This window comes from Singulisphaera sp. GP187 (assembly GCF_900129635.1).
Classification (GTDB): domain Bacteria; phylum Planctomycetota; class Planctomycetia; order Isosphaerales; family Isosphaeraceae; genus Singulisphaera.
In genome coordinates this window covers 781,260-802,742 of record NZ_FSRB01000002.1, presented here as the reverse complement: position 1 = coordinate 802,742, position 21,483 = coordinate 781,260, and the positions used below count along the sequence as shown (strand labels likewise).

The 21,483-nt window shown below is 63.7% G+C and carries 13 protein-coding genes and 1 pseudogene; 11 read left to right on the top strand and 3 right to left on the bottom strand.

Going from position 1 to position 21,483, the window contains the following annotated elements; translation table 11 throughout:
• Nucleotides 1-310: 310 nt before the first annotated feature.
• A complete protein-coding gene (locus BUS42_RS27610; protein WP_074312403.1) occupies nt 311-643 on the bottom strand; it encodes a hypothetical protein in 333 nt (110 codons plus the stop codon).
• 668 nt (nt 644-1,311) lie between these two features.
• On the opposite strand from BUS42_RS27610, the pseudogene BUS42_RS27605 reads away from it, so the two are divergent.
• From BUS42_RS27605 to BUS42_RS27590, 4 genes and pseudogenes are all read left to right on the top strand, one after another.
• A pseudogene (locus tag BUS42_RS27605) lies at nt 1,312-2,384 on the top strand (DNA ligase).
• 233 nt (nt 2,385-2,617) lie between these two features.
• Nucleotides 2,618-3,655, top strand: a complete 1,038-nt coding sequence (locus BUS42_RS27600) for a hypothetical protein (RefSeq protein WP_074315402.1) — start codon at nt 2,618-2,620, stop codon at nt 3,653-3,655.
• Nucleotides 3,656-3,897: 242 nt separating this feature from the next.
• Nucleotides 3,898-4,446 (top strand): hypothetical protein, encoded by a 549-nt coding sequence (locus BUS42_RS27595; RefSeq protein ID WP_074312401.1) that lies wholly within the window; start codon nt 3,898-3,900, stop codon nt 4,444-4,446.
• Nucleotides 4,446-5,351, top strand: a complete 906-nt coding sequence (locus BUS42_RS27590; RefSeq protein WP_074312399.1) for a sigma-70 family RNA polymerase sigma factor — start codon at nt 4,446-4,448, stop codon at nt 5,349-5,351. The genes BUS42_RS27595 and BUS42_RS27590 overlap by 1 nt, the downstream gene beginning before the upstream one ends.
• A 506-nt stretch (nt 5,352-5,857) precedes the next feature.
• Here BUS42_RS27590 and BUS42_RS27585 read toward each other — a convergent pair.
• The gene (locus tag BUS42_RS27585; RefSeq protein ID WP_074312397.1) at nt 5,858-7,084 is read right to left on the bottom strand and encodes a GDSL-type esterase/lipase family protein; all 1,227 of its coding nucleotides are present in this window, start codon (nt 7,082-7,084) and stop codon (nt 5,858-5,860) included.
• Between the two features lie 159 nt (nt 7,085-7,243).
• Entirely contained in the window at nt 7,244-9,010 is a 1,767-nt protein-coding gene (locus BUS42_RS27580; RefSeq protein ID WP_254053830.1) for an esterase/lipase family protein, read from the bottom strand.
• A 620-nt stretch (nt 9,011-9,630) separates the two neighbouring features.
• On the opposite strand from BUS42_RS27580, the gene BUS42_RS27575 reads away from it, so the two are divergent.
• The 7 genes from BUS42_RS27575 to BUS42_RS27540 all read left to right on the top strand — a co-directional run bounded on the left by BUS42_RS27575 (nt 9,631) and on the right by BUS42_RS27540 (nt 21,405).
• On the top strand, nt 9,631-10,572 hold the full coding sequence (locus BUS42_RS27575) for a zinc ribbon domain-containing protein (RefSeq protein ID WP_074312395.1): 942 nt from the start codon (nt 9,631-9,633) through the stop codon (nt 10,570-10,572).
• 44 nt (nt 10,573-10,616) lie between these two features.
• Entirely contained in the window at nt 10,617-11,693 is a 1,077-nt protein-coding gene (locus tag BUS42_RS27570; RefSeq protein ID WP_074312393.1) for a type IV pilus twitching motility protein PilT, read from the top strand.
• Between the two features lie 69 nt (nt 11,694-11,762).
• Nucleotides 11,763-13,907 (top strand): trypsin-like peptidase domain-containing protein, encoded by a 2,145-nt coding sequence (locus BUS42_RS46210; protein ID WP_083670693.1) that lies wholly within the window; start codon nt 11,763-11,765, stop codon nt 13,905-13,907.
• Nucleotides 13,908-14,417: 510 nt separating this feature from the next.
• Nucleotides 14,418-15,167 (top strand): J domain-containing protein, encoded by a 750-nt coding sequence (locus BUS42_RS27560; RefSeq protein WP_074312389.1) that lies wholly within the window; start codon nt 14,418-14,420, stop codon nt 15,165-15,167.
• A gap of 571 nt (nt 15,168-15,738) precedes the next feature.
• The gene (locus BUS42_RS27550; protein ID WP_074312387.1) at nt 15,739-17,001 is read left to right on the top strand and encodes an ACP S-malonyltransferase; all 1,263 of its coding nucleotides are present in this window, start codon (nt 15,739-15,741) and stop codon (nt 16,999-17,001) included.
• Nucleotides 17,002-17,091: 90 nt separating this feature from the next.
• Nucleotides 17,092-19,035 carry an acyl-CoA dehydrogenase family protein gene (locus BUS42_RS27545; RefSeq protein ID WP_074312385.1) on the top strand — a complete coding sequence of 648 codons (1,944 nt, stop codon included), beginning with the start codon at nt 17,092-17,094 and terminating at the stop codon, nt 19,033-19,035.
• A 195-nt stretch (nt 19,036-19,230) separates the two neighbouring features.
• Nucleotides 19,231-21,405: a 3-hydroxyacyl-CoA dehydrogenase NAD-binding domain-containing protein gene (locus BUS42_RS27540; RefSeq protein WP_074312383.1), complete on the top strand. Its 2,175-nt coding sequence runs from the start codon at nt 19,231-19,233 to the stop codon at nt 21,403-21,405.
• The last annotated feature ends 78 nt before the right edge of the window (nt 21,406-21,483 follow it).

Below are 21,483 nucleotides of genomic sequence, written 5' to 3'. Positions count from 1 at the left end.
TTTACTCATCGAGTGTCAACTCACAGGTCAAATGACCACGATGGGGCGACTGATTTGATCGCGAAATCCTGACGAGATGTGTCTCTCATCGGCAATTTACAGGATTGTGACCCAAAACGCCATTTTTCCTTTTGCGATTCCGGCGTTCCCAAAGAATCGCCCCTGAGCTGAAAACCGCTCTTCTCCCCAGAATCCAACGACATGAAGACTCGGGGGAGATCCAGAAGCGGGACGCAACCGCTCAATGGCCTGGACGACCGGGGATTCTGCCCGCTCCTGAATTCATTGGAAAGGGTGGGCGGTCGTCGCTTTACGGGAACTTCTCGTAACCAAGTTTCGTGAGCACCTCAAGGACTTCACTCCAGGTCGGAAACATCCGCCCGCTCGACTGCTTATACGCCTGCATGGCCAACATGAACTCGAGCTCGGCCGGGGAGTAAACCATCTCGCTCGTGCACGGATCAACGGAACGACGGCGTGTGCTGGCGGACCGAGCCTGGCTGGCCCGGTGCGCCCGAGCGGTCGCCTTGCGATTCTCCCAAGGCCGGGGAACCGGCTCCCCCCCGGAATCCTCGTGACAATCGCTGGAGGGATCGTCGTCGGGTAAGGCTCTGTGATTGGTGGCATCGGAGATTGGGAGCATGAAACCCTCCTCAAAATTCAGGCCAATCACCGCGTCATGGCGGTGTCATTGGGGCGTCACCTTCCCGGTAGCCTGACACTCCGAAACTGAGGAAACTGTCCGGCTCCGTCCCTAATGGAATGCAAATGACATTGGGTGATGACTACGCAATGAATGTGCCGCTCAACCCACTTGGCGATCATTTTGCACGAGATCTCCCAGAAACGGTGATTTAAGTCGACACTCTTGGAGCAAACACCATCGACCGTGGGTTTTTTCCACCACACTCGGCACGACTGAGACAGAATGACAGATTTCTCAATGGACCAGTATGTCAATCGTGAGCACGTCTATGCACCATATCGACTTCTCCCATTCCCGGCCCGTGCTCGAACCATGCGCGACGCGTCCTGAGCCGTTTCGCGAAACCGTTCGAGCGCCAATCCGAGAAAAAAAGGCCGATGGCGGCGTGGCTCCACCTGGTCCGACTTGCCAAACCAGCCACACCCAATGCATGCAATCATTTCGTCTACGAATCTTGATTCTGCCAAGTGCTGGACCGTCAACCTCAAGGGGGCCAGGACGAGATGACCAAGGCCATGGTCTCGAACATCCCGGTCCGATAAAGTTGGCACCCGGCACGGAGAAACCTGGGTCCAACAGCCCTTAACGGGGAAGGACGAACCGATATGCCCGACCTGAGTGACGGTGAGTCGGTCGAGATGAAAGGATCGGGGGCCAAGCCCTACGTGTTGAAGAATACCGGAGGGGTTTATTCCTGCTCCTGTCCGGCCTGGCGAAACCAGTCGACGGCGATCGAGCGGCGGACTTGCAAGCACCTGCGCAAGCTGCGCGGCGAGACGGCGGAGCAGGCTCGGGTCGGCCTCGACCCTGGGCCAAAGCTGGAAACGGCGAGCGAGCCCGACGGAGAGGGCGCCGCCACGAAGACGGGGCCGCCGTTGCTGCTCGCGGAGAAGTGGGACAACGCCGAGGACCTGGCGGGCTGGTGGGTCAGCGAGAAGCTCGACGGAGTGAGAGCCTACTGGAACGGCAAGGCACTGATCTCACGGCTCGGCAACCTGTTCCACGCCCCCGCCTGGTTCCTCGAAGGGCTCCCCGAGACTCCGCTCGATGGTGAGCTCTGGATCGGCCGCAAGGCGTTCCAGCGGACGGTCGGGATCGTCCGCCGCCAGGACAAGAGCGACCACTGGAAGGAAGTCCGCTACGTCGTGTTCGACGCCCCCGGGGTCGACGCCACGTTCGAAGACCGCCTGGCGTTCGTCAGCGAGCAGATGGCTCGATCGCGGTCGGCCTATTTGAAAGCCCACGAGCATACCGCCTGCACCGGCCTGGCGCAGTTGCGTGAGGAGCTGGCGCGGGTCGAGACACTCGGGGGCGAGGGGCTGATGCTCCGCCAGCCCGGCTCGCGCTACGAGGTCGGGCGGTCGACCACGCTCTTGAAGGTCAAGAGCTTTCGTGACGCCGAGGCGCGCGTGCTCGAGCATCTCAAAGGGGCAGGGCGGCACAAGGGACGGCTCGGCGCCTTGCTGGTGGAGTTGGCGGACGGGACACGTTTTCGGTCGGCACGGGCTTCTCCGACGCCGAACGCTCAGCGCCGCCGGCAATCGGCGCCACGATCACGTTCCGCTACCAAGAGCTTTCCGACGGCGGGGTCCCGCGGTTCCCGTCTTATGTCCGGGTCAGGAGCGACGCGGGCTTGCCGGCCACCGACCCCGAACCGCCAACAGTCCCCCGTCCTTGATCCCGACATCCAGGTGGCCCTGGGTGGAGAAAGCCGTCCCCTTGAGAACGCCGATGCTCGTTCTCAACCGCCGGCCAGTCCAGGTCATTGCCACGCGGCGAATCGGCCTTTCCCTTGATGGTGGCGCACGGTTACCATCAGGGCGAATCCGCCGAGTCGCCACCGTTGTTTGCGGCGCAAGGCGGCTGCCTGGGGCCCGCGACTGCTTCATGGACGAAGAGAGAGAAGTGACGATGAGGGTTCCAGCCTCCGGGACGATCGCCGTCCTTCATTTCGCCGTTGCGAGTCTCTTTTTCCCCGCCTTTGGCTTCGCGGCGGCCGAGATCAAGCTCGACAAGGACTTCCTCTCCGGCGTCATCGAGAACGTCCCGACGATTCCGTTCCAGAAGGACGGCAAGTACCAAGGAACCGTTCAGAAGTTCCGGCTCCTGGCGATCGACCCCAAGTCGCGGCGGTTCGAGTTGGCATGCCAGGTCGTCGGTGAGTTCCGCCCCCCCACGGTGTCTCCGCTCAAGGAGAAGCGCCCCCGCAAGGAGGAATCCACCGAGAACTGGACCGGCTTCCGGTTCGACGTGCGGATCGGGATCAACGTCGAGCCCGGGCGTGACGGCGCCCCGCGGTTCCGGGTCGAGGTCGAGGAGGTCAAGCGGCGCGAGCTCGAAGGGTTCGCCGGCGCGTTGGCGAAGATCCTCGGCCGATCGTTCGATCAGGTGGTCACTCAAATCGCCGACGGCAAGGCGTCTCAGCTCGGCGCGAAGATCAACGCCGAGATCAACAAGCGAGTCAAGGCGTTCCGTGATTACGGCGTCCTCTGCGCGATCGACTATGCCCCGTCAGACGTGGTGCTCCACTTCGACGTCACCCGGCTCAAAACCGAAGGGGTCGTGGGCTACGTCTATCCGGAGCCACACCCGGGGACCGTCGCGCTCACACGCTGGTTCCACCCCCGGCAAGGGCATCACCTGTACACTGTCACCCCCGAAGGACTGGAACGCCAAGGGTACGTCTCCGAAGGCGTCTCTTGTTACGTCTACCCGAGCGCGACCGAAGGCACGGTCCCGCTCTATCGCTGGCGGAGCCGCAAAGAACCGTTCTACACCACGGCACCGGACGGCGAAGGCGTCGCCCGCGCAGGCTATCGCTCGGACGGAATCGCCTGCTTGCTCTACCCCGACGAGAAGCCGGACACCGTGCCCCTCTACCGATTCCTCAATCCCCGCAACGGCCGGCACTTCTACACGATGCATAAGTACGCCGAATTCGCGAAATAGCCTCATCGCATGGCTCGCACCTTGCCACGCCCCCATTTCCCGAACCCCTTTCCAGAAACCCGCTTACGTCTCGCCCTCAAAAACCTCGACCCGCGAATGTCACGTCGCGAACGGCTCCCTCGTCGTTAGGGTGGAAGCCTGATTGAGAAAGACTTGCCAAGGGCGGTTCGAGGACGCAATGCTCACCAGGAGATCATGCATCCGCCTCGGCCCGACCACGCTGGCTGGAAGGGAGCTTCACGATGTTCGGCTGGTTGATCAAGCGACAAATTCATGCGTTTGAAACCTCATACATCTACGACATGACCTACGCCCGCGAACTGCTCGACGCGGATCCCGCGGCGTTCCGCAAGTTCGCCAAGGTCATGGGGATCGCCCGGTACCGCAAAGACGTGCCGCTCGCCGTCTGGTCGGCCGCGAAGCTGGTGGGGGCGATGGCCGAGGACTGCGGGCCTTGCACGCAGTTGGTGACGACGATGTCCGAGCGTGAGGGAGTGCCCCCCGAAGTGCTGCAAGCGATTCTCGAACGCGACCTGCAAGCCATGCCCGAAGAGGTGAGGCTCGGCTTTCGGTTCGCCGAGGCGACGCTCGCCCACGACCCTGAGGCCGACGGGCTTCGCGAGCAGGTCGTCGCGCGGTGGGGCAAGCGAGGGCTCGTCTCGCTCAGCTTTGCACTGACCTCCGCTCGGCTCTTCCCGACCTTGAAATACGCGCTGGGAGAGGGCAAGGCGTGCAGCCGGATCACGATCGGCGGTAAGACCTTGGCCGTCGCCCGGCACCAGGTGGCCTGATGACGACAACAACGCCTGAACCGATCGACGCGGGGGAATTTGAAACCCAGCGGCGGCGTTTGACCGGCCTGGCCTATCGCATGCTGGGCTCGGTCGCCGAGGCCGAGGACGTGGTGCAAGAGGCCTATCTGCGCTGGCACACAACCGATCGCGCGGCGGTGGCCAACCCGCGTGCGTTTCTCTCGACGGTCGTGACCCGGCTCTGTCTCGATCAGATCAAGTCGGCCCGGTCCCGGCGCGAGCACTACATCGGCCCCTGGCTCCCCGAGCCGGTCCTGGATGACGAGCCCCTCGATGCCGAGACGGCGAGCGACTACGCCCATGAGCTGTCGATGACCCTGATGCTGGCGCTCGAGCGGCTCTCACCGCTCGAACGGGCCGCCTTCTTGCTCCACGACGTCTTCGACATCGAGTTCGGCCAGGTGGCCCGAACCCTCGGCCGGAGCGAGCCCGCCTGCCGCCAGCTTGCCGCCCGCGCCCGCACCCACGTGAAGGAGTCGCAGCCCCGGTTCCCGATCCCCCCTGAGGCCGGAGCCCGGCTCGCCGAAGCCTTCTTCACCGCCGCGCGCAGTGGCGACGCCGAGACCCTGACCCGCCTGCTCGCCGAGGATGCCGTCCTCAGCACCGACGGCGGCGGCAAACGGGTCGCCGCGCTCCGGCCCATCCTGGGACGTGCCAAGATCACTCGATTCTTTGTGGGCCTCGCCTCGAAGTACGATCGATACGCGCAATACAGCGTCACCCCGACCCGAATCAATGGCCAACCCGGGTTCCTCGTCACCGAACCCGACGGGGCAATTCACACCTTGGCGATCGACGTCCGGGACGGGTTTATCGCCTCGATTTACATCGTGCGCAATCCCGACAAGCTCAAGCACCTGGTCAAGGACAATCGAGAGACATAAACGATTAACAGCGTTTCCCTCGGCCACATTGGTCCGCCCCGCCGGGGCTACCGAGCGTCAAAGAAGTCATATCCAAGGAGATTATCGTCATATTACCGGGTTTTCCGCCCGGATCCGTCAACCCGATGCCGTTGCCCCAGTGTCAAAAGAACCACCCCATGCGAAGGCTCAACGAGAGGGAGCTGACGCTCCCTCCCCCTGGGTCCGAGGGCGTCCCGCCCGCAATTCAATTCAATTCAATTTAATTTAATATTTCAATTCAATACAAGAGCGGGCGGGACGCCCGCGGTCCCAGGAAGCCCCTGGCGGGGAGCAACAGGGAGCGGCTTTACCGAGAGGGATAGGGAGCTTATGCTCCCTGGCTTCCGGCGGACGTAGAGCCCCCGGTCACGTGGCGACCGTCTCTATCCACGCCCGTTTTCGTCGGGCCGGGCCATTGCAACCTCAGAGGGGCTGCCCATTTCAAACACAAAACCATGCCACCAAACAATCCCACTTAACGACGATCATCGTTGCCCCGAATGCGAAAGAATCGCGCTCACCCGATCGGCCATCATGGTGCCAAGGCGGGCGTGCATGGCGCTGTTGGGGTGAAGGCGATCGAAGGAGCGGCGGGCAGGCTTGCCGTCCACCAGGTCTTCGACCTTGGAGGAAACGTCATCACCGAGATCGATCAGATGGCAGTTCGAGTCGGGGGACGCGGCCTGGTAGGCGTCGAACGCGGCCTGGATGGGAGCGCGGTTGGAGCCCTCGAACGGGATCACGACGAAGAGTTGGGCCGACAGCCCCGACGCAGCGCGAATCCTGGGCAGCAGACCGCGGACCGAGGCTTCAACCTCAACCAGGGGAACATGGCAGAATGCGTCGTTCACGCCATGACAGAGGAAGACGTAGTCGGGACGTGGTGCGAATTGCCCCGCGGCGAGCCGGGGATGATACGAGTCGACCAGATCCCAGGTGCTCTCTCGCGGGTTCAAGGGAATGAACAGGGCGGGCACGTTGCCGTGTTCCGAGCCGGTGCCGATCGCGTAACTCTGCCCCTCGAATCCAACCCTGCCGGGCTCAGCGTCAAGCCGCTCGGCGACCACTTCAGGCCAGGCTTCGAAAGCGTCGGTCTCACCGCCCCGATTGAACGCGCCGTCGAGAATCGAGTCGCCGAAGAACAAGGCGCGGCGGGGCCGCAACGTTGGGTCCTGGTAGGTGGTCGCACCCGGGTCGAGCCGAAGGCCCGTCACCCGCCAGAGTGCGACCTGCCGGCCCGCCCTCCAGCGCTCCACCCCAAAGCCGATCCAACGCAAGTAGGCCTGACAGCGATGCCTCCCCGCCGGCAGGTCGGCGGCAAGCGTTCGCTCCCGGTCGCCCCGCTCGAGTCGAAGCACGCGGAACGGCCCACCATCGATCGAATAGCCGATCACCGGGTACGCGTCGGCACCAATCCCGGCGTGGTCCGCCATCGAGACGTCGACCTTCAGCCTCAGGTTTCGACCCGTCCAACCGAACTTCAACCAGGCGCCGAAGTGAGTCGTCTGGAAGCTCGATCCGTCGCCGTACCAATTCCAAGGGGAATAGAACAACGAGGGATCGTCCGCCCGGATCTCACCGCTTCGCGCCGCGGGCCGTCTCGAGGAAAAGAGCCCGATCGCGACCATGCCCCCCAAAACAGCCAACGCCGCCAGCATCACGTAAAGACGCGTCGTCCACCCCCAACGGCTCGGCCCACGATCACCATCCATGCCGTTCCTCGAATCTGCACGGGGATCGTTCAGCTCTCCTTTTGAAGTGATTGGGGAGAGGCGACCACCATCCCGAGAAACCGAATCTCGATCAAGGATTCACACATTTTCCCCAAAAAGACACCCTATTTTTATCTACCATCAGTGCCTTGTCCGTTTTCACGGAACTGGCCCGGAGGCTGAGCCAACGCTTCCCAGATGCTCGAGGAGGATTCGCCGGAGCTCTTGTGTCACCTCGGGCTTTTGCTGGGACGAGTGGTTGCCCGAGACGATCAGCTCGGACGCCGCGCCATTGAGGTGTGAACTGTTATAGAGAACCACGCCGTCGGTCCCGCTCACTTTGAGGATTTGAGGAATGATCGAGTGGTACGGGACGTTCGGGTCGATCGGAACCCGGTCCAGAGCGGCGAGAACCGGGCTGTCGGGCCGGAGGTTACCGATGGCGTTCGGTGTCCGCCCGCGCATCTCGGGGGCGATCACCTTGGGACCGTTGAGTGCCTCGATCTCTTTCATGCTCTCGGCCAACTCATCGGGACGGCCCACCAGGCGTGAGATGGTCCGGCCGAAGAGGTCGCTCGCGAGCGGACTGCCCCGGTGCGGCGAGGCGATGAACACAACCCGACGGACGAAGGGCAGGGGGCGGAAGATGAGGGATGCTTCCAGGGTCTCGTGCAGCTTGGGCGAGAATCGGAACTGGTCGTGAGGGATCCGGATCGTCGAGTTCCAGAGCTCGAGCCCTGGGTCTTGCGCCATCATCTTGGAGAGCAGGCCACCCATGCTGTGCCCGACCAGAACCATCTGGTCGAACGCAGCGTCGGTATGCTCCGGATCCAGCGTCTCGCGCGCTCGGGTCAGCCAGGTCCGCAGCCGGGCGGCCGACACCGGAATCGGCTGGCCAGTCGGGTAGAGGAACACCCAGAACTGATATCGTGAAGCGATCAACGGTGTGTTCGATAACTCGTTGATCGTCTGCACATAGGCTCTTGGACTGGAAAAGAGGCCATGAACCAGGACGACGGGAATCTTGCCCGGATCATAGGGCCGGAGCATGTAAAGCCCCGCCTGGACCCCGGTGCGCCGGAATGACGAATGGAACAGGCCGGCCCACTCGAGCTCATCAAGGTGAACCCGGGCGACCTGATCCGCCAGCGGCGTCGTCCGATCGGTCGCCAGACTGACGGTGCTCTCCCCAAACGGAAGGGAAGGAGCTCCGAACGGGTCCGCGAAGTAGAGGGACGCCGGCCGCCGCCGCCACTCACCCGCGCCAAGGCCCCCTTCGGGCAGCAGGACGACGGTGGCCCCAAGGCGAATCTCGCGTGGCAAGAACTGGTCGCGGGGATCGGTCGTCGCGGTCGAATCGGCCAGCCGATGCGCCACGACCGGTATCCCCAGCCCACTCGACCGATAGACGTTCTCCATGCCAGTGACCCGTAGGTCGTCGGCCACCTTGAGGTCCGCGAGCTGCGTGGGGTGCAGATAGGTGGCCGAACTCACAAGGGCCAGCCCCTGTGCCCCCAGCACGTCCCGCCACGATCTCTCGCCGCGAACGCCATCGTCCTGCGAGAGTCGGATTAGCCGTTTCAAGGCAAGATTATGGGTCTCGATCGCCGACTCGGAACTCGAACCCGCCGGTTCGGCCAGGGCCAGCGCCGCACAGGCCGCCGCATCGCGATACCAGGGGAGCGCCGACGCGGGCGACTTCCGCTCGCGCAACAGGCCCTCCCGAAACGAGAGCTCGGCCAAGGCCAGGGCTCCCCCCGGTTCGGGCTGGGCGGCGAGCCGCGTCTCGAGCCAACGAGCCGTTGCGCCCGGGTCGTTCGCCGCCTCGTCGACCAGGCCGTGCCGGGTGAGGAAAACCCCGGTCGGCGCACTCAGGAGTCGCATCGCCTCGACCCGCTCGCGACGCCCCTCAAGCGCGTTCCGCAAGCTCGCCTCGTGGGCACCGATGCTGACGCATCCCCCCGAAGTTGCCAGCAAGCCGCAAACCGCCACGATCAACCCGAGTCGCCACCGGGGCGAACGGTCGAGGGCAGTCCCCCACGCTCGGGGGCGAACGCGCGGATGGGGCCAAAGAGCCGCGTCATCATCCATCCTGGACGACCGGCCGCCGTCAATGAGCCATGAGGAGCCGAATTTCAGCCTCGGCGACCGTGAGGCTCGGCCCATTCCAATGGACCGAGCCCATCAAATACTCTTTTCTCACGATTGTGGGAAGGGCGATCTCTCCACGTGAAGATGTGCCGGGATTCCCTCTTGCCATTGGCAAATGCCAAAGACAATTTCAAGCTGGTGGAGTCCTCGGGGCTTCCATCGCGGTTCGGTGGAAATCGGTCGGTCGCGTCCAATTCCCGCGTCGAGGTTTCCGCTCTGTCCTAAAATGGAAGCAGAGGACAGCGTCGTCTTTCGGGTTGGCCGAAGCCGAGTTTCTGGGGATTCACGTTTCGGCAACCTGAGATGAGACGTATAGTCAAGCTAGCCATGTCCGGCCTCGAGCCCATTGACTGGCCGAGCAGGGCGCCAGGCTCATCACCCCATGTGAACCACCGATGCCTATCCGATTTCAATGTGAACAGTGCGGGCATACGATCGAGGTGGACGATCATCTCGGGGGCAAGCACGGCAAGTGCAAGCATTGCGGTCATTCCTTGGTGGTCCCCACGTCCAGGGTGGAGGAGGCCGGCCCTGCGCTTCGGCTTCGCCCCCTGGCGGGCGAGGAGCCTTCGGAGCCGCTCGGAAAACTCCTCAACACGCCCCCACCGCTGAAGGTTCGCGCGGCGGAGGCCGACCCGCGCATCATTGCGGAGATGATTTCCGACGCCGACGAGCCCCCCTTGACGCATGGGCGTCCCTCCGATGATTACGTGGTCACCGACCCATACCAGCTCAGTCGGGCCCACTCCTCCACCGGGCCGCCTCCGCTCTGGACGCTCTTACCGCGGATGTCGGCCCGTTGGCTCGCAAGAAACCTGCGGACGCTGCGGAATTGGCTGTACGTGGCCTCGGTCGGCTTCCTGGTCTTGGTCCTGATCGGCTATCTCTTCCAGTGGAAGACGCTGCTGCATCTGGGCGCATTGGGGGTGGTTGCCTCGAACGTCAGCATGCTCTACGTGGGCGTGGCGTACCTGATCTCGCTGCCGTTCAAAGAGGGACTGAGGTATGGGCTGGCCAACCTCCTGATCCCGTTCTATGCGATCTACTACTGGTCGACGCGCTGGAACCGGATGAAAACGGCCGTGTACAAGACGGTCGGCTCGTTCCTGCCGATCGCGCTGGTCGGACTGGCATACCTGATCTACGAGGAAGCCCCGGTCGTCGAAGCGGCGATCGAACGGAAGCTCCCCGGACTCGAGCAACGGATCGAGCGGGCGACCGCCAAGCTCGAGGCCAAGGCCGACACAACGCTCGGCCCGATCGAAGAGCGGGTGGGACCGCTCCTCAAGCCGGAACCACCCGAAAAGGGTCGGCGGCACCGGTCGGCCCCCGAATAACCTCGAGACCTCAACACGACGCTCCGGACCGGAGACCTTGCGCGATGACGATTGACCAGCTTCTCAAGTTCGCGGTAGATCAAGGGGCGTCCGACCTCCACCTGCAGACCGGCTCCCCGCCGATGCTGCGGATCCTCGGACAGATCCGCGAGCTCGAGTTGCCGCCACTGACTGACGAGCAGGTCCGCCAAGCGATTCGTGCGATCGGGCCGCGGACGATCATCGACGACATCGACAAGGCGATGGCCCAAGGTTATGACTTCTCGTATGCCTTTCCCCCGCTGGCCCGGTTCCGCGGCAACCTCTACAGCCACCTCGGTGCGCCCGGATTGGTGCTCCGGGTCATCTTGCCGGGAATCCGGACCGTCGAGGACTTGCACCTACCGCCGGTCATTCGCGAGATCGCCCAGGCCCGCCGCGGTCTGACCCTGATGAGTGGCGCCACCGGAAGCGGAAAGAGCACCACGCTGGCCGCCATCGTCGACCTGCTCAACTCGAGCTATCACCTCAAAATCCTCACACTCGAAGACCCGGTTGAATACGAACACGTCAACAAGAAGTCGCTCGTTTCCCATGTCGAAGTCGGCCGCGACACCCCGACGTTCGGGCACGGTCTCCGCCAGGCGATGCGCCAGGCCCCCGACGTGATCCTCGTGGGTGAGCTCCGCGACGCGGAAAGCGTGCAAATGGCCCTCCGCGCCGCCGACACCGGCCACCAGGTTTTGGCGACCGTCCATAGCTCGAACGCCGCGCAGACGATCGAGCGGATCCTCGCGATGGTCCCCCCGTCCGAGCTCGCGATCGCCCGCGAACAACTCGCCGCCTCGCTCGTCGGCATCATCGCGCAACGGCTCACCGTCAGTAAGTCCGGCCAGCGCTGGCCGGTCGTCGAGGTCCTCCGCTGCGACTCGGTGACGGCGAAATACATCCTCGAGGGACGGATCGCCGACATTGCCGACTACATCACGACCGGCCAGCGCGGCATGCAGACCTTCGACACCCACCTGCTCCAACTCTATCAGGACGGCATCATCGCAGGCACCCAGGCCCTGAGCGTCGCGACGAATGTCGAGGCTCTCGCCCTCGCGATGCGTTCCCCCGGCAAGATCAAGGCGGGCTAAGGCGCGATCGCTGCAAGGTACAAGTGACTCACTGATGCCCGACCGCTTTGTGAAAATATTCAGCACCGGATGCGGATCATCTTGAGCAATATGTGTCTTGGCGCCGCACGAGTTCAAACAATAATGTTTCACCATACAGTGACAGATCTGCATGGATCTCCACTCTGGTGGACCGATTCCATGGACACTCCCCGGGAAACCTCGACTCGAGGAGGTCGCATGAAACTCGCCTTATTCATAGTACTGGTCGCCACATCGGCTCTGCCTCCTCGGGAAGGGGTTGCTGCCCAGGCATGCACAACCTCCTTATTTAACGAAAACGGCGGCGATTCGAAGTCAGGTCGCTTAACTCAACGAGTCGGAGTGGCCTTCAAACGGGTCAGCCCGTCAATCGTTTCCGTGGAGGGTCACACCAAGCAGACCTCACGCCCTTGGTGGCGCAAAACCGGCGTGATCGTCACGGCGGACGGTCTCGTGCTCTGTGTTGCGGGTGGGACAGTGGATTTCATCAAAGTCCTGCTTTCCGACGGTCGCGAGGTATCTGGAAGGATCGTGGGCTGGTCTGGGCAATGGAAGCTGATGTTGCTACGACTTGATGGCGACGGACCCTGGCCTCATGCTGGCCTCGGAGATTCGCCCGGAGTGCAACCCGGCCAGTCAGTGATCGCCCTCGGTTTCAGGGAGTATTCCGGTCAACCCTGCCAATCTCCGAGTCTACGCTTGGAGACGGTAACCAAGGTTGACTCCTCGGCCTGGTTGGGCACAACCGGAGGGCATGCGTCAACCGGATGGACAGGCGAAATTGTATTCAATCTTGCCGGAGACCTTGTGGGACTCGGCGACGTGTCCTATCCAGGGCAGGAAGACGACCGCTTCTTCACCGACGTCGGATTGATTAAGTCACTTTGGGACAATTTACGGGCCGGAAACGACGCCGACCGGGAATTGCTCTGGACTGCCGCGCAACGGGAAGAGGCCGCCACGCCATTCGAGCCAAGTACGCCCGTCACACCATTCGTCAGGGATCGGGCGGCATCGGCGACCGTACGGATGCGGGCGGCAAACATGGAAAGCGAACAGCCATGGAGTGGAGTGATCGTCAATCGAGACGGCACAATCGTCACTTGCCAGCACCATATGAAGAATCCAGGGGATCAACTGTCGATCGCGCTGTGGGACGGCCAAACCGTCGCAGGAAAAGTTCTAGGAGTGAACCCGATCAGCGACGTGGGCCTGGCAAAGATCACAGAGTCAGGAGACTGGCCTCATGCTGACATGGGTGACTCCCGTCGACTCCAGCCTGGTACCCGTTGCCTCGTCGGAGGATATCCCGGCGAATTGGAGCCGGGAGGACCACCTCGGGGCTCGGCCGGTGTTGTAGTGCCTCCGAGTCATCGATTATTTGTGCCCGGGTCCTATGCACTTCACGTGAAGTTGGAGCTTCCCGTAAGCGGCGGGATGTCCGGGGGAGGAATGTTCGATCCGGACGGCCATGTTGTCGCGGTCGTTGGGGCCTCGAACCGACTCGATGGCGACATGCTCTACAGAATCGAGATCATCCGCGCTCAGTGGGACCACTTGCTTGATGCCAAATTCAGAGTTCTCGACGGCGATGCGGCCATCGAAAGTGAGCGTGCCGAGGTCCGCCGAGGCGTCGAAACGATGGTGCGTTCGGTGGTCACCATTCTCGACGGCGACGAACCGGTCGCCCTCGGGACGATCGTCGGCCCTGAAGGCCAAATCGTGACCAGAGGGAGCGGGCTCACGAAAACTCCGTCCTGCCGCCTGGCAGACGGCCGTATCAGTCCAGTCGAGGTCGTTCGACTCTCGCGTGCGAACGATCTGGCCCTACTCAAGATCTCGGCGAACGACCTCCGGGCCGTCCCGGGCTGGTCAGCGCAAGAGCTCCCCTCCATCGGGGAGCTCGTCGCGATCCCGACCCCTGGCGGGGCATGTTCGATCGGTTCGGTGTCAGGTTCGGCTCGGCCCATCCCGGCAGCACCGAATGATGAGGAGTTTCCCCACGGCGGTTTCCCCACGGCATTCGAGGTCGGCGTCGGGACGGGCCCCCTTTTGACCGGAGGGCCGGTGGTCGATGCGTCGGGGAGAATGCGAGGTGTGGCCGTGTCCGTGGCTTCCGACGGTTGGTTGATCGTCGTTCCAGTGTCTGCAGCCAAGGACGCACTTCACATTCGCGACAATGAGGGCCAATGACGCAAACAACGTGCCCCACCCGGTCACCGACCGGATGCGGCAGCGGCGGCAGCCGCAGGCTCGTTTCGGGTCGGAAGGAGCGATAGGCCAAGCATCTTCCGGACGCGATTCACGTCGTCGAGACCGAGTTCATCGACGTGGATCGCACTTCCGAGACGTGCCGTGGGATCGAAGTTCAATAAAACGGAATCAATCTTATGTTCACTGATAGTTCAGTGCGTTTCGTGAAGGAATCGATCACCCCGGCGACTTGGCGGGCCCTCGGAACAATCTCGGGAGGGGAGCGAATCTCTGGGGAGCTGTAACCATTCCACCAATTTCCGCGACTCCGCCAATTCGGAGTTCGATCTGATTCCGGTGCGGCGTCCGAAGTCTGGCCGGCTCCCACGCGGCAGGCTGAATACTTGTAGGCGAGGCCACTCCGGTGATATCTTCGTACGGTCTGGTTGATTGCGCGTCGAAGAACGAAGCCGCGACTTCAACTCTCGGCCGGACGGCGAGGCGAGAGGAGTGTGCCCCCTGTCAGCGCAACATCCATCGGGAAAGTCGCCCTCCATTGCCTACGGGTTCGAGATCGACCCGAGCGCGATCCTCGGGGTCAGTAACAACGCCAGCCTCGAGGAGATCCGCGACGCGTATCGCCTCAAGGCGAGGAAGCACCACCCGGACCAGGGGGGCGACGAGTGGGCCTTCCGGATCGTGGCCCGGTCGTACGAGATCCTGAGCACCGCGCGGGTCGCCGGCCGGGTGGTTCAGGAGGCGCGAAAAACCAACACCGGGCCCGAGCGACCGGCTCCCTACCGCAAGCCGGCTTCCGGTGATTCGGAGTGGCTCCGACCCGGCCGCCGCGACCGCTGGATCGACCCCCCGAGGCTGGTCGACGTCGAGATTCTCGCGCTTCGCTTTGAGTTGGCCGACCCGACCGACCTGCTCACGATGCCTGCCTCGGAGCGCAACCTGAGCTGTTGCCTCTCCTTGAACTGGACGGCTCCCTCCGCGGGTCCCTGGGGCGCCCATCATCCCGACGCCCCGCTCGCCCGCAAACTGCTGACCGATACCTTCGCGGCGACCCCGGAGCGGACCCACGCCACCTCGTCCTGGTCCCACTCCGAGGGGTCGAAGTTCGAGGGGTGGCTGAGCTATCCCACATCCACCCGCGCCCACGAGGCGTTCCGAATCCTCCACGAGGACCTCAACGCCTGCGGCCTCGGGGTGAATCAGTGGACCCGCGAGCTGATCATCCCGCGCGGCGGACGCTGATCGACGACCCAAAACGCCCCCAAGGACGCACACCGACCGAGTGGGACACCCCCGCCCAGGTTGTAGTGCGATCGCGCCGATGCCTCCATCCTCCCACCCTTCTCTCGGCGCGGGTTCGCACCTACAATATCGCTAGGCAGGGGAAGTGGACCCAAAAATCGAGTACGAGCCCCGTTCGTCGAACGAGCACGGACTGTCCGTGGATCGGTCGTCGTTCGTCTGCGCGCGGCCTCGAATCGAGTGAGGGAACTCGACCTCCACCCGCGAAAACAAGGCAACAAACCCCACAAAAACAGCAAACTCAATAGGACCCCTACTTTTCTCAGGATCGCCCGCTTGGACAAGCCATTCTCACAGTTTGGGGAGAACCACGGGCGTTTCTGGTCGTAATACTAAAAGTGGACGCGGCAAGATCCAGTGCGATGACGCCAATCACGGGGTCAGGATCATGAAGCACATTGACGGCCGTTGGCTACGATGGTCGACGCCCATGGACTCTGAGCCGACGCGCTCATCGCCGGGACCGACCGGCTCTTCCCATTCCAGCGATGGTCTCGCTCGAGGCGCACGTATGGTGACGACGGCCGATCTTACCCGCCATATCGAAACCACAGCGCTCGCGTTTCGCGGCTACGACGTGGCCAACCTGGGCCGGAGCCGGGAACTGCTCGAACATCCGGTCTACGGTTCGATCGTCCACGCCACCCTGGACCGGGTCTCCGAGATCTGCTCCGAAGTGATCCATTCGCGGGTGGACCTCGCGGAATTCATTCAGGCCGGCGAGAAGACCTCACTGGCGACCTTCCCGCACGATATCGCGACCATCGTCGGCATGGAGCTCGCGCAACTCAGCTTGCTCGAGGAGGTGTTTGAAGTCCCGATCCGCCAGTCGCGGATGACCTTCGGCTACAGCATCGGCGAACTCTCCGCACTGATTTTCGGGGGGAGCTACACCCTCGAGAGCCTCCTCCCCGTGCCGCTCGAAATGGCGCATGACTGCGGCGAATTGGCCGCCGACACGACCCTGGGAGTCCTGTTCACCCGAGGCGCCACGCTCCGCACCGAGGACGTCGAGCGGCTCTGCCGCGTGGTCAGCGGAGAAGGGAAAGGACTGATCGGCCCCTCGGCCTATCTCTCGCCCAACACAGCGCTGTTGCTCGGCCAAGGAGACACCCTCAACCGGATCGAACAGTTGATGGGCGACTTCATCCCCGACAAGGTGATGCTCAGACGCAATCCGAACCAGTGGCCGCCGCTTCACTCCCCCTTGGTCTGGCAGCGTCACATCCCGAACCGAACGGCGATGATGCTCTATCAGCTCGAGGAAACCCTGACGCCTCCGTCGCCGACCGTGCTCTCGATGGTGACCGGCGAGGCCAGCCACAACATGGTCGATAGCCGCGACGTCCTGATCCGCTGGACCGACCATCCCCAGCGGCTCTGGGACGTGATCGACGAAACTCTCTCCTCGGGCGTCGAGTTCGTCGTCCACGTCGGGCCGACCCCCAGCCTGATCGCCGCCACCTTCGCCCGACTCGAAAACAATGTGATCCGCCAGATGGGCAATGGCAATAAATACTTACATATTCTCGGGCGCGGATTGGCCTCCGAGCTGAACCGACATGCCTGGCTGACCCGTTTGTTGCCGTCGAAGGCCGCCTTGCTTCGGACCCCCTATATCAGTCACGTGATCCTCGAAGACTGGCTGCTCGAGCAGCCGCTTCCCGAGACCACGATCGTGGCGATCCCTCAAGAGATTGTCGAACCGACCGAGCGGCTGCGCGAAGTCACCGTGCTTGAACCCAATCAAACCACGGAGTCGACGAGCGGCTAATCATCGTGTACCGTGGGCGTCGCCCACCGGCGTTCCTATCAAAATGCGAGGGTGGGCGCTACCCACTTGTGCGAGACGGAGGGGTTGTCGATGAGCCAGGACCTCCAGGACGTTGAACCACGGACGTTTGTCGAGACCGCACTGGAACTCGGCGGTAAGAGCCGGGAGGAATCCCAGCGGACCGGGACCCTTGACCGGGCCGACGATCAGGTTGAGGCTCTCTTCGCTCCGCGCTATCAGACCTCTCAGAGCCCGGTCCACCGCGCGATCTGGGACCGCGAGTTCCCGCTCGACCTGTTCTACTCCAAGCCGACGGACCAGCCCTCAGGCGCCTGGCCCGCGATCATGGACGAGTCGCTCGCCCTGGTGCGCCGCCATCGCAACGCGGGGACGCTGCTCGACGCCAACCGGAAAATCTCGGGGCAAGTGCTCGACGACCTGGGAAAGGCCGGCTACTGGGGCCTGCTCGTCGACCCTGCCTACGGCGGGCAAGGAGTCCCGTTCACCGCGTTCGCCCGGTTCCTGACCCGGATGGCCACGGTCGACCCCACGGTCGCCGGGCTCGCCTCGGTCCACGGCTGTATCGGCGCGGTCGACCCACTCCGGACGTTTGGCTCCCCTGAGCAAAAGAGCCGGCACCTCCCGCTCCTGGCGAGCGGCCAGCGGCTCTCCGGGTTCGCCCTGACCGAACCGTGCGCGGGGTCGGACCTGACAGCCTTGCGGACGACCGCGACGCTGGACGGCGACGCCTACGTCGTCAACGGCGAAAAACTCTTCATTACCAACGCCATCCCCGGCCGGACGGTGGGCCTGGTCTGTCTGGTCAACGGCAAGCCGGCCGTCTTGATCGTCGACCTGCCCGACCAGGAAAACGAGCAGTTCCAGACCGTCCCTTACGGCCTGCACGCGCTGAAGCACACGCACAACAAGGGGCTGCGGTTCCACAACTTCCGGGTCCCCAAGGAAAACCTGCTCGAGCCGGCGCGGGGCGACGGGCTGACGATCGCCTACCACGGCCTGAACCTCGGTCGCGTGGCGCTCTGCTCGGTCGCGGCCGGCACGATGCGGACGATGCTGGCAAACTTGCTCCCCTGGGCCCGGTTCCGCCGGACCTATGGCGCGCCGATCGAGAACCGCGAACTGGTCCGTCGCCGGGTCGGCCGACTGGCCGCCCTGATCGTCGGCTGCGACTCACTGGTCGACTGGTGTTCAAGTCTGCTCGACCAGGGATATCGCGGTGAGATGGAGTGCATCGTCGCCAAGATCTTCGGCAGCGAGGCGCAGAAGGAAGCGGCCATCGAGCTGTTCATGAAGACCCACGGCGGTCGCGCGTTCCTCCACGGCCATCTCTTTGGCGACAACGTTCACGAATATCTTGCCCCTTGCATCTATGAAGGCGAAGGCGAGATGCTCGGCATGGCCTTCTTCAAGTCCTTGATCAAGGAACACGGCAAGACCTACTTCGAGCCGATCGGCCGAACGCTCCACGACGCCAAGATTTCAAAGCCGAACCTCATGAACCCCGCGCACGCCTGGATGCTCCGCAAGGCGCTCCTCCCCTACGCCGAGTGGTTCATCAAGGAACGGCTCGCACTCACCTTCGGGGGAAGTGCCGCCAAAATCGACCTCCCGCGCCCGCTCGCCGAACACGCCCGGTTCGCGATCAACGCCTTGCGGCACGGCCGCCTGGAAGTCAGCGGCGTGATGCGCACCCATCAGTTGAAACTGGCCGATCGGCAGTGTCGGATGGCCGAACTGTCACAACGGCTGCAAGACCTGATGGTGATCGTGACGACCAGTTGCTGGGCGGGCCGCCAATCGAGCCCGGTCGTCCAGGCGGCGGCCGACGTCCTCTGTCGTGACCTCCGCCGCAAGCTCTCGGGCGCTCGGCCGAGCGACGCCGACATTCGGGCCACCACCAAGCTGGGGGAAACGATCGCCTCCGGAGGATTCGAGGCCATCGCCGGCGTCGGTATTGAGCCCGAAGCGATCTTGATGCCCTACGAGAACGAACCGGCTCGCAGCAGCAAATAAGTCAAACCCACAAACAGGTTGACGTTTCCGCGTAGGGTGGGCACGGCCCACCATCTTCTTGTCTTCTCTCTTGTCGGGTCGTCTCACGCCGACCCGACAAGACTGAGAAGGCAGCGACGTGCCATTGGGCACCGGCCATCCTCCAAGAATTGGTGGGCCGGGCCCACTCTACGAACACAACAGTCGAGGGTCGTCATGTCCGACGCATTCCAGCTCGAAGAGCTCGACGGGTCCATCGCCCTGCTGACGCTCAACCTGCCCGACAAGAAGGTCAATACGCTCTCGCAGGCCGTGCTCGCCGAGTTGGCGAAGTGGATCGGCCAGCTCGCGCACCGGACCGACCTGCGCGGACTCTTGTTCCGGAGCGGCAAGCCCGGTCAATTCATCGCCGGCGCTGACCTCAAGGAACTCGCGAGCTTGGCCTACGCCTCGCCCGATCAGGTGAGCCAGGCGATCGACTTCGGGCACAAGCTCTATAGTGGGGTCGCCCAACTGCCATTCCCGACCGTCGCGCTGATCGACGGCAACTGCATGGGAGGGGGGACCGAACTCGCCCTTGCGTTCGACGAGCGGATCGCCACCGCCACTCCCGAAACCAAGATCCAGCTCCCCGAGGTCAACATCGGGCTCTTGCCCGCCTGGGGAGGGACGCAGCGGCTCCCGCGCCTGATCGGTCTCAACGCCATCGAGGTGATCTGCGGCGGGCAGCCTCTGACCGCCAAGAAGGCGGCCGAGCTGGGGGTGATCTTCGACGCCGTTCCGGTCGATCGCCTGGTCGAAGAAGGGCGGCGGTTGATCGAGTATTTCCAGGAGAGCGGCGATTGGAAAAAACGTCGCGAACAGGCAAGGCAACCGCTCGGCCTGAGTCCGGATCAAGCCGCCTTCGCGTTCGCGACCGCCGAAGGGTTGCTCCGCAGCAAGACCAAGGGGCAATATCCCGCCCCCTTGGCCGCGCTCAAGGCGATCAAGGACGGGTGCAACCTCCCGCTCGAACAGGGGCTCGAGGCCGAGAAGAAGGTCGCGCTCGGGCTGTTCGGGTCGCCGATCGCCGCCAACCTGATCGGGATCTTCTTCATGAAGAACCGGCTGACGCACGACTCGGGGGTCGACCGCGCCGATGTCAAAGCGGAGCGGGTCGATCGCGTCGGCGTGGTCGGCTCGGGCCTGATGGGCGCCGGGATCGCCGCGGCGCACGCCCGCTCGGGAATTCCGACGGCGATGGTCGACGTCGACGACGCCCGCTTGGCCGCCGGGATCAAGCAGGCGGAGGACGTGGTCCTCTCCCGGATCAAGATCGGCCGGGCGGCCCCGATGGACCTGGCCGACATGCTCGCGCAACTGAGCACCTCGACCGGGCACGGCATCCTCGCCGATCGCGACGTGGTCATCGAGGCGATCACCGAGAATGAAGAGGCGAAAACGGCGACATACAAGCAACTCGCCGGAGTTCTCAAGCCGGGGACGATTCTCGCCAGCAACACCTCGACGATCTCGATCACACGGATGGCCGCCGCGGCTCCCGACCCCGCCCGGTTCGTCGGGATGCACTTCTTCAGCCCAGTCGACCGCATGGAGCTGGTTGAGGTGATCCGCGGAGAAGCCACCTCCGACGAGACGGTGGCCACGATCGTCGCCCTGGCCAAGCGGATCCGGAAAACACCGATCGTGGTGCGCGACTGCGCCGGGTTCCTGGTCAATCGCGTCTTGTTCCCTTATATGACCGAAGCCCTCCTACTGCTCCAGGAAGGGGTTCCGATGGACGCGATCGACAAGGCGGCCACGGCGTTCGGCATGCCGGTGGGACCGATCGCTCTGCACGACATGGTGGGCCTGGACACCTCGTTCTACGCCGGCAAGGTGCTCGCCGCCGCCTATCCCGACCGCGCCACGATGCCCGCGCTCCTGAAAGACCTCGTCAAGGCGGGCCGCCTGGGCAAGAAGTCGGGGGCGGGCTTCCGCACCTACGGCGGCAAGTCCTCGAAGCCGGCCGCCGACCCGGCGTTCGCCCCGATCCTCGAACCGCACCGGACCGCCAGCGCGTCCCCCCTGAGCGCGGGGGAGATCACCGACCGCCTCTTCTTACCGATGCTCCTGGAAGCGACCCGAGTCCTCGAAGGAGCGATCGTCCGCGAGCCGGCCGACGTCGATATGGGCCTGATCCTCGGGATCGGCTTCCCGCCGTTCCGCGGCGGAATCCTTCGTTGGTGCGACGCTGAGGGGGCCGGCGCGATCGTCGATCGCCTGGGCCAATTCGCCCCGTTGGGCAAGCGGTACGAACCGACCGAGACCTTGACCCGGCAGGCCCAGACCGGCGCGACCTTCTACCCGATCCCGCAAGGGATCTCGGTCCCGAAGTCAACGCCCGTCTGAGCGCCAAAGCCAACGGTTTTCGTCCAAAGATATTACGAGACTTTATTGAAGACACGGATCCAGGAACAAAGGACCAAC

What these genes read in the sequence shown, in the direction of transcription:
- BUS42_RS27610 (WP_074312403.1), bottom strand. Translation starts at nt 643, where the DNA reads ATGCTCCCAATCTCCGATGCCACCAATCACAGAGCCTTACCCGACGAC.
- BUS42_RS27600 (WP_074315402.1), top strand. Translation starts at nt 2,618, where the DNA reads ATGAGGGTTCCAGCCTCCGGGACGATCGCCGTCCTTCATTTCGCCGTT.
- BUS42_RS27595 (WP_074312401.1), top strand. Translation starts at nt 3,898, where the DNA reads ATGTTCGGCTGGTTGATCAAGCGACAAATTCATGCGTTTGAAACCTCA.
- BUS42_RS27590 (WP_074312399.1), top strand. Translation starts at nt 4,446, where the DNA reads ATGACGACAACAACGCCTGAACCGATCGACGCGGGGGAATTTGAAACC.
- BUS42_RS27585 (WP_074312397.1), bottom strand. Translation starts at nt 7,084, where the DNA reads ATGGATGGTGATCGTGGGCCGAGCCGTTGGGGGTGGACGACGCGTCTT.
- BUS42_RS27575 (WP_074312395.1), top strand. Translation starts at nt 9,631, where the DNA reads ATGCCTATCCGATTTCAATGTGAACAGTGCGGGCATACGATCGAGGTG.
- BUS42_RS27570 (WP_074312393.1), top strand. Translation starts at nt 10,617, where the DNA reads ATGACGATTGACCAGCTTCTCAAGTTCGCGGTAGATCAAGGGGCGTCC.
- BUS42_RS46210 (WP_083670693.1), top strand. Translation starts at nt 11,763, where the DNA reads ATGCGGATCATCTTGAGCAATATGTGTCTTGGCGCCGCACGAGTTCAA.
- BUS42_RS27550 (WP_074312387.1), top strand. Translation starts at nt 15,739, where the DNA reads ATGGTGACGACGGCCGATCTTACCCGCCATATCGAAACCACAGCGCTC.
- BUS42_RS27545 (WP_074312385.1), top strand. Translation starts at nt 17,092, where the DNA reads ATGAGCCAGGACCTCCAGGACGTTGAACCACGGACGTTTGTCGAGACC.
- BUS42_RS27540 (WP_074312383.1), top strand. Translation starts at nt 19,231, where the DNA reads ATGTCCGACGCATTCCAGCTCGAAGAGCTCGACGGGTCCATCGCCCTG.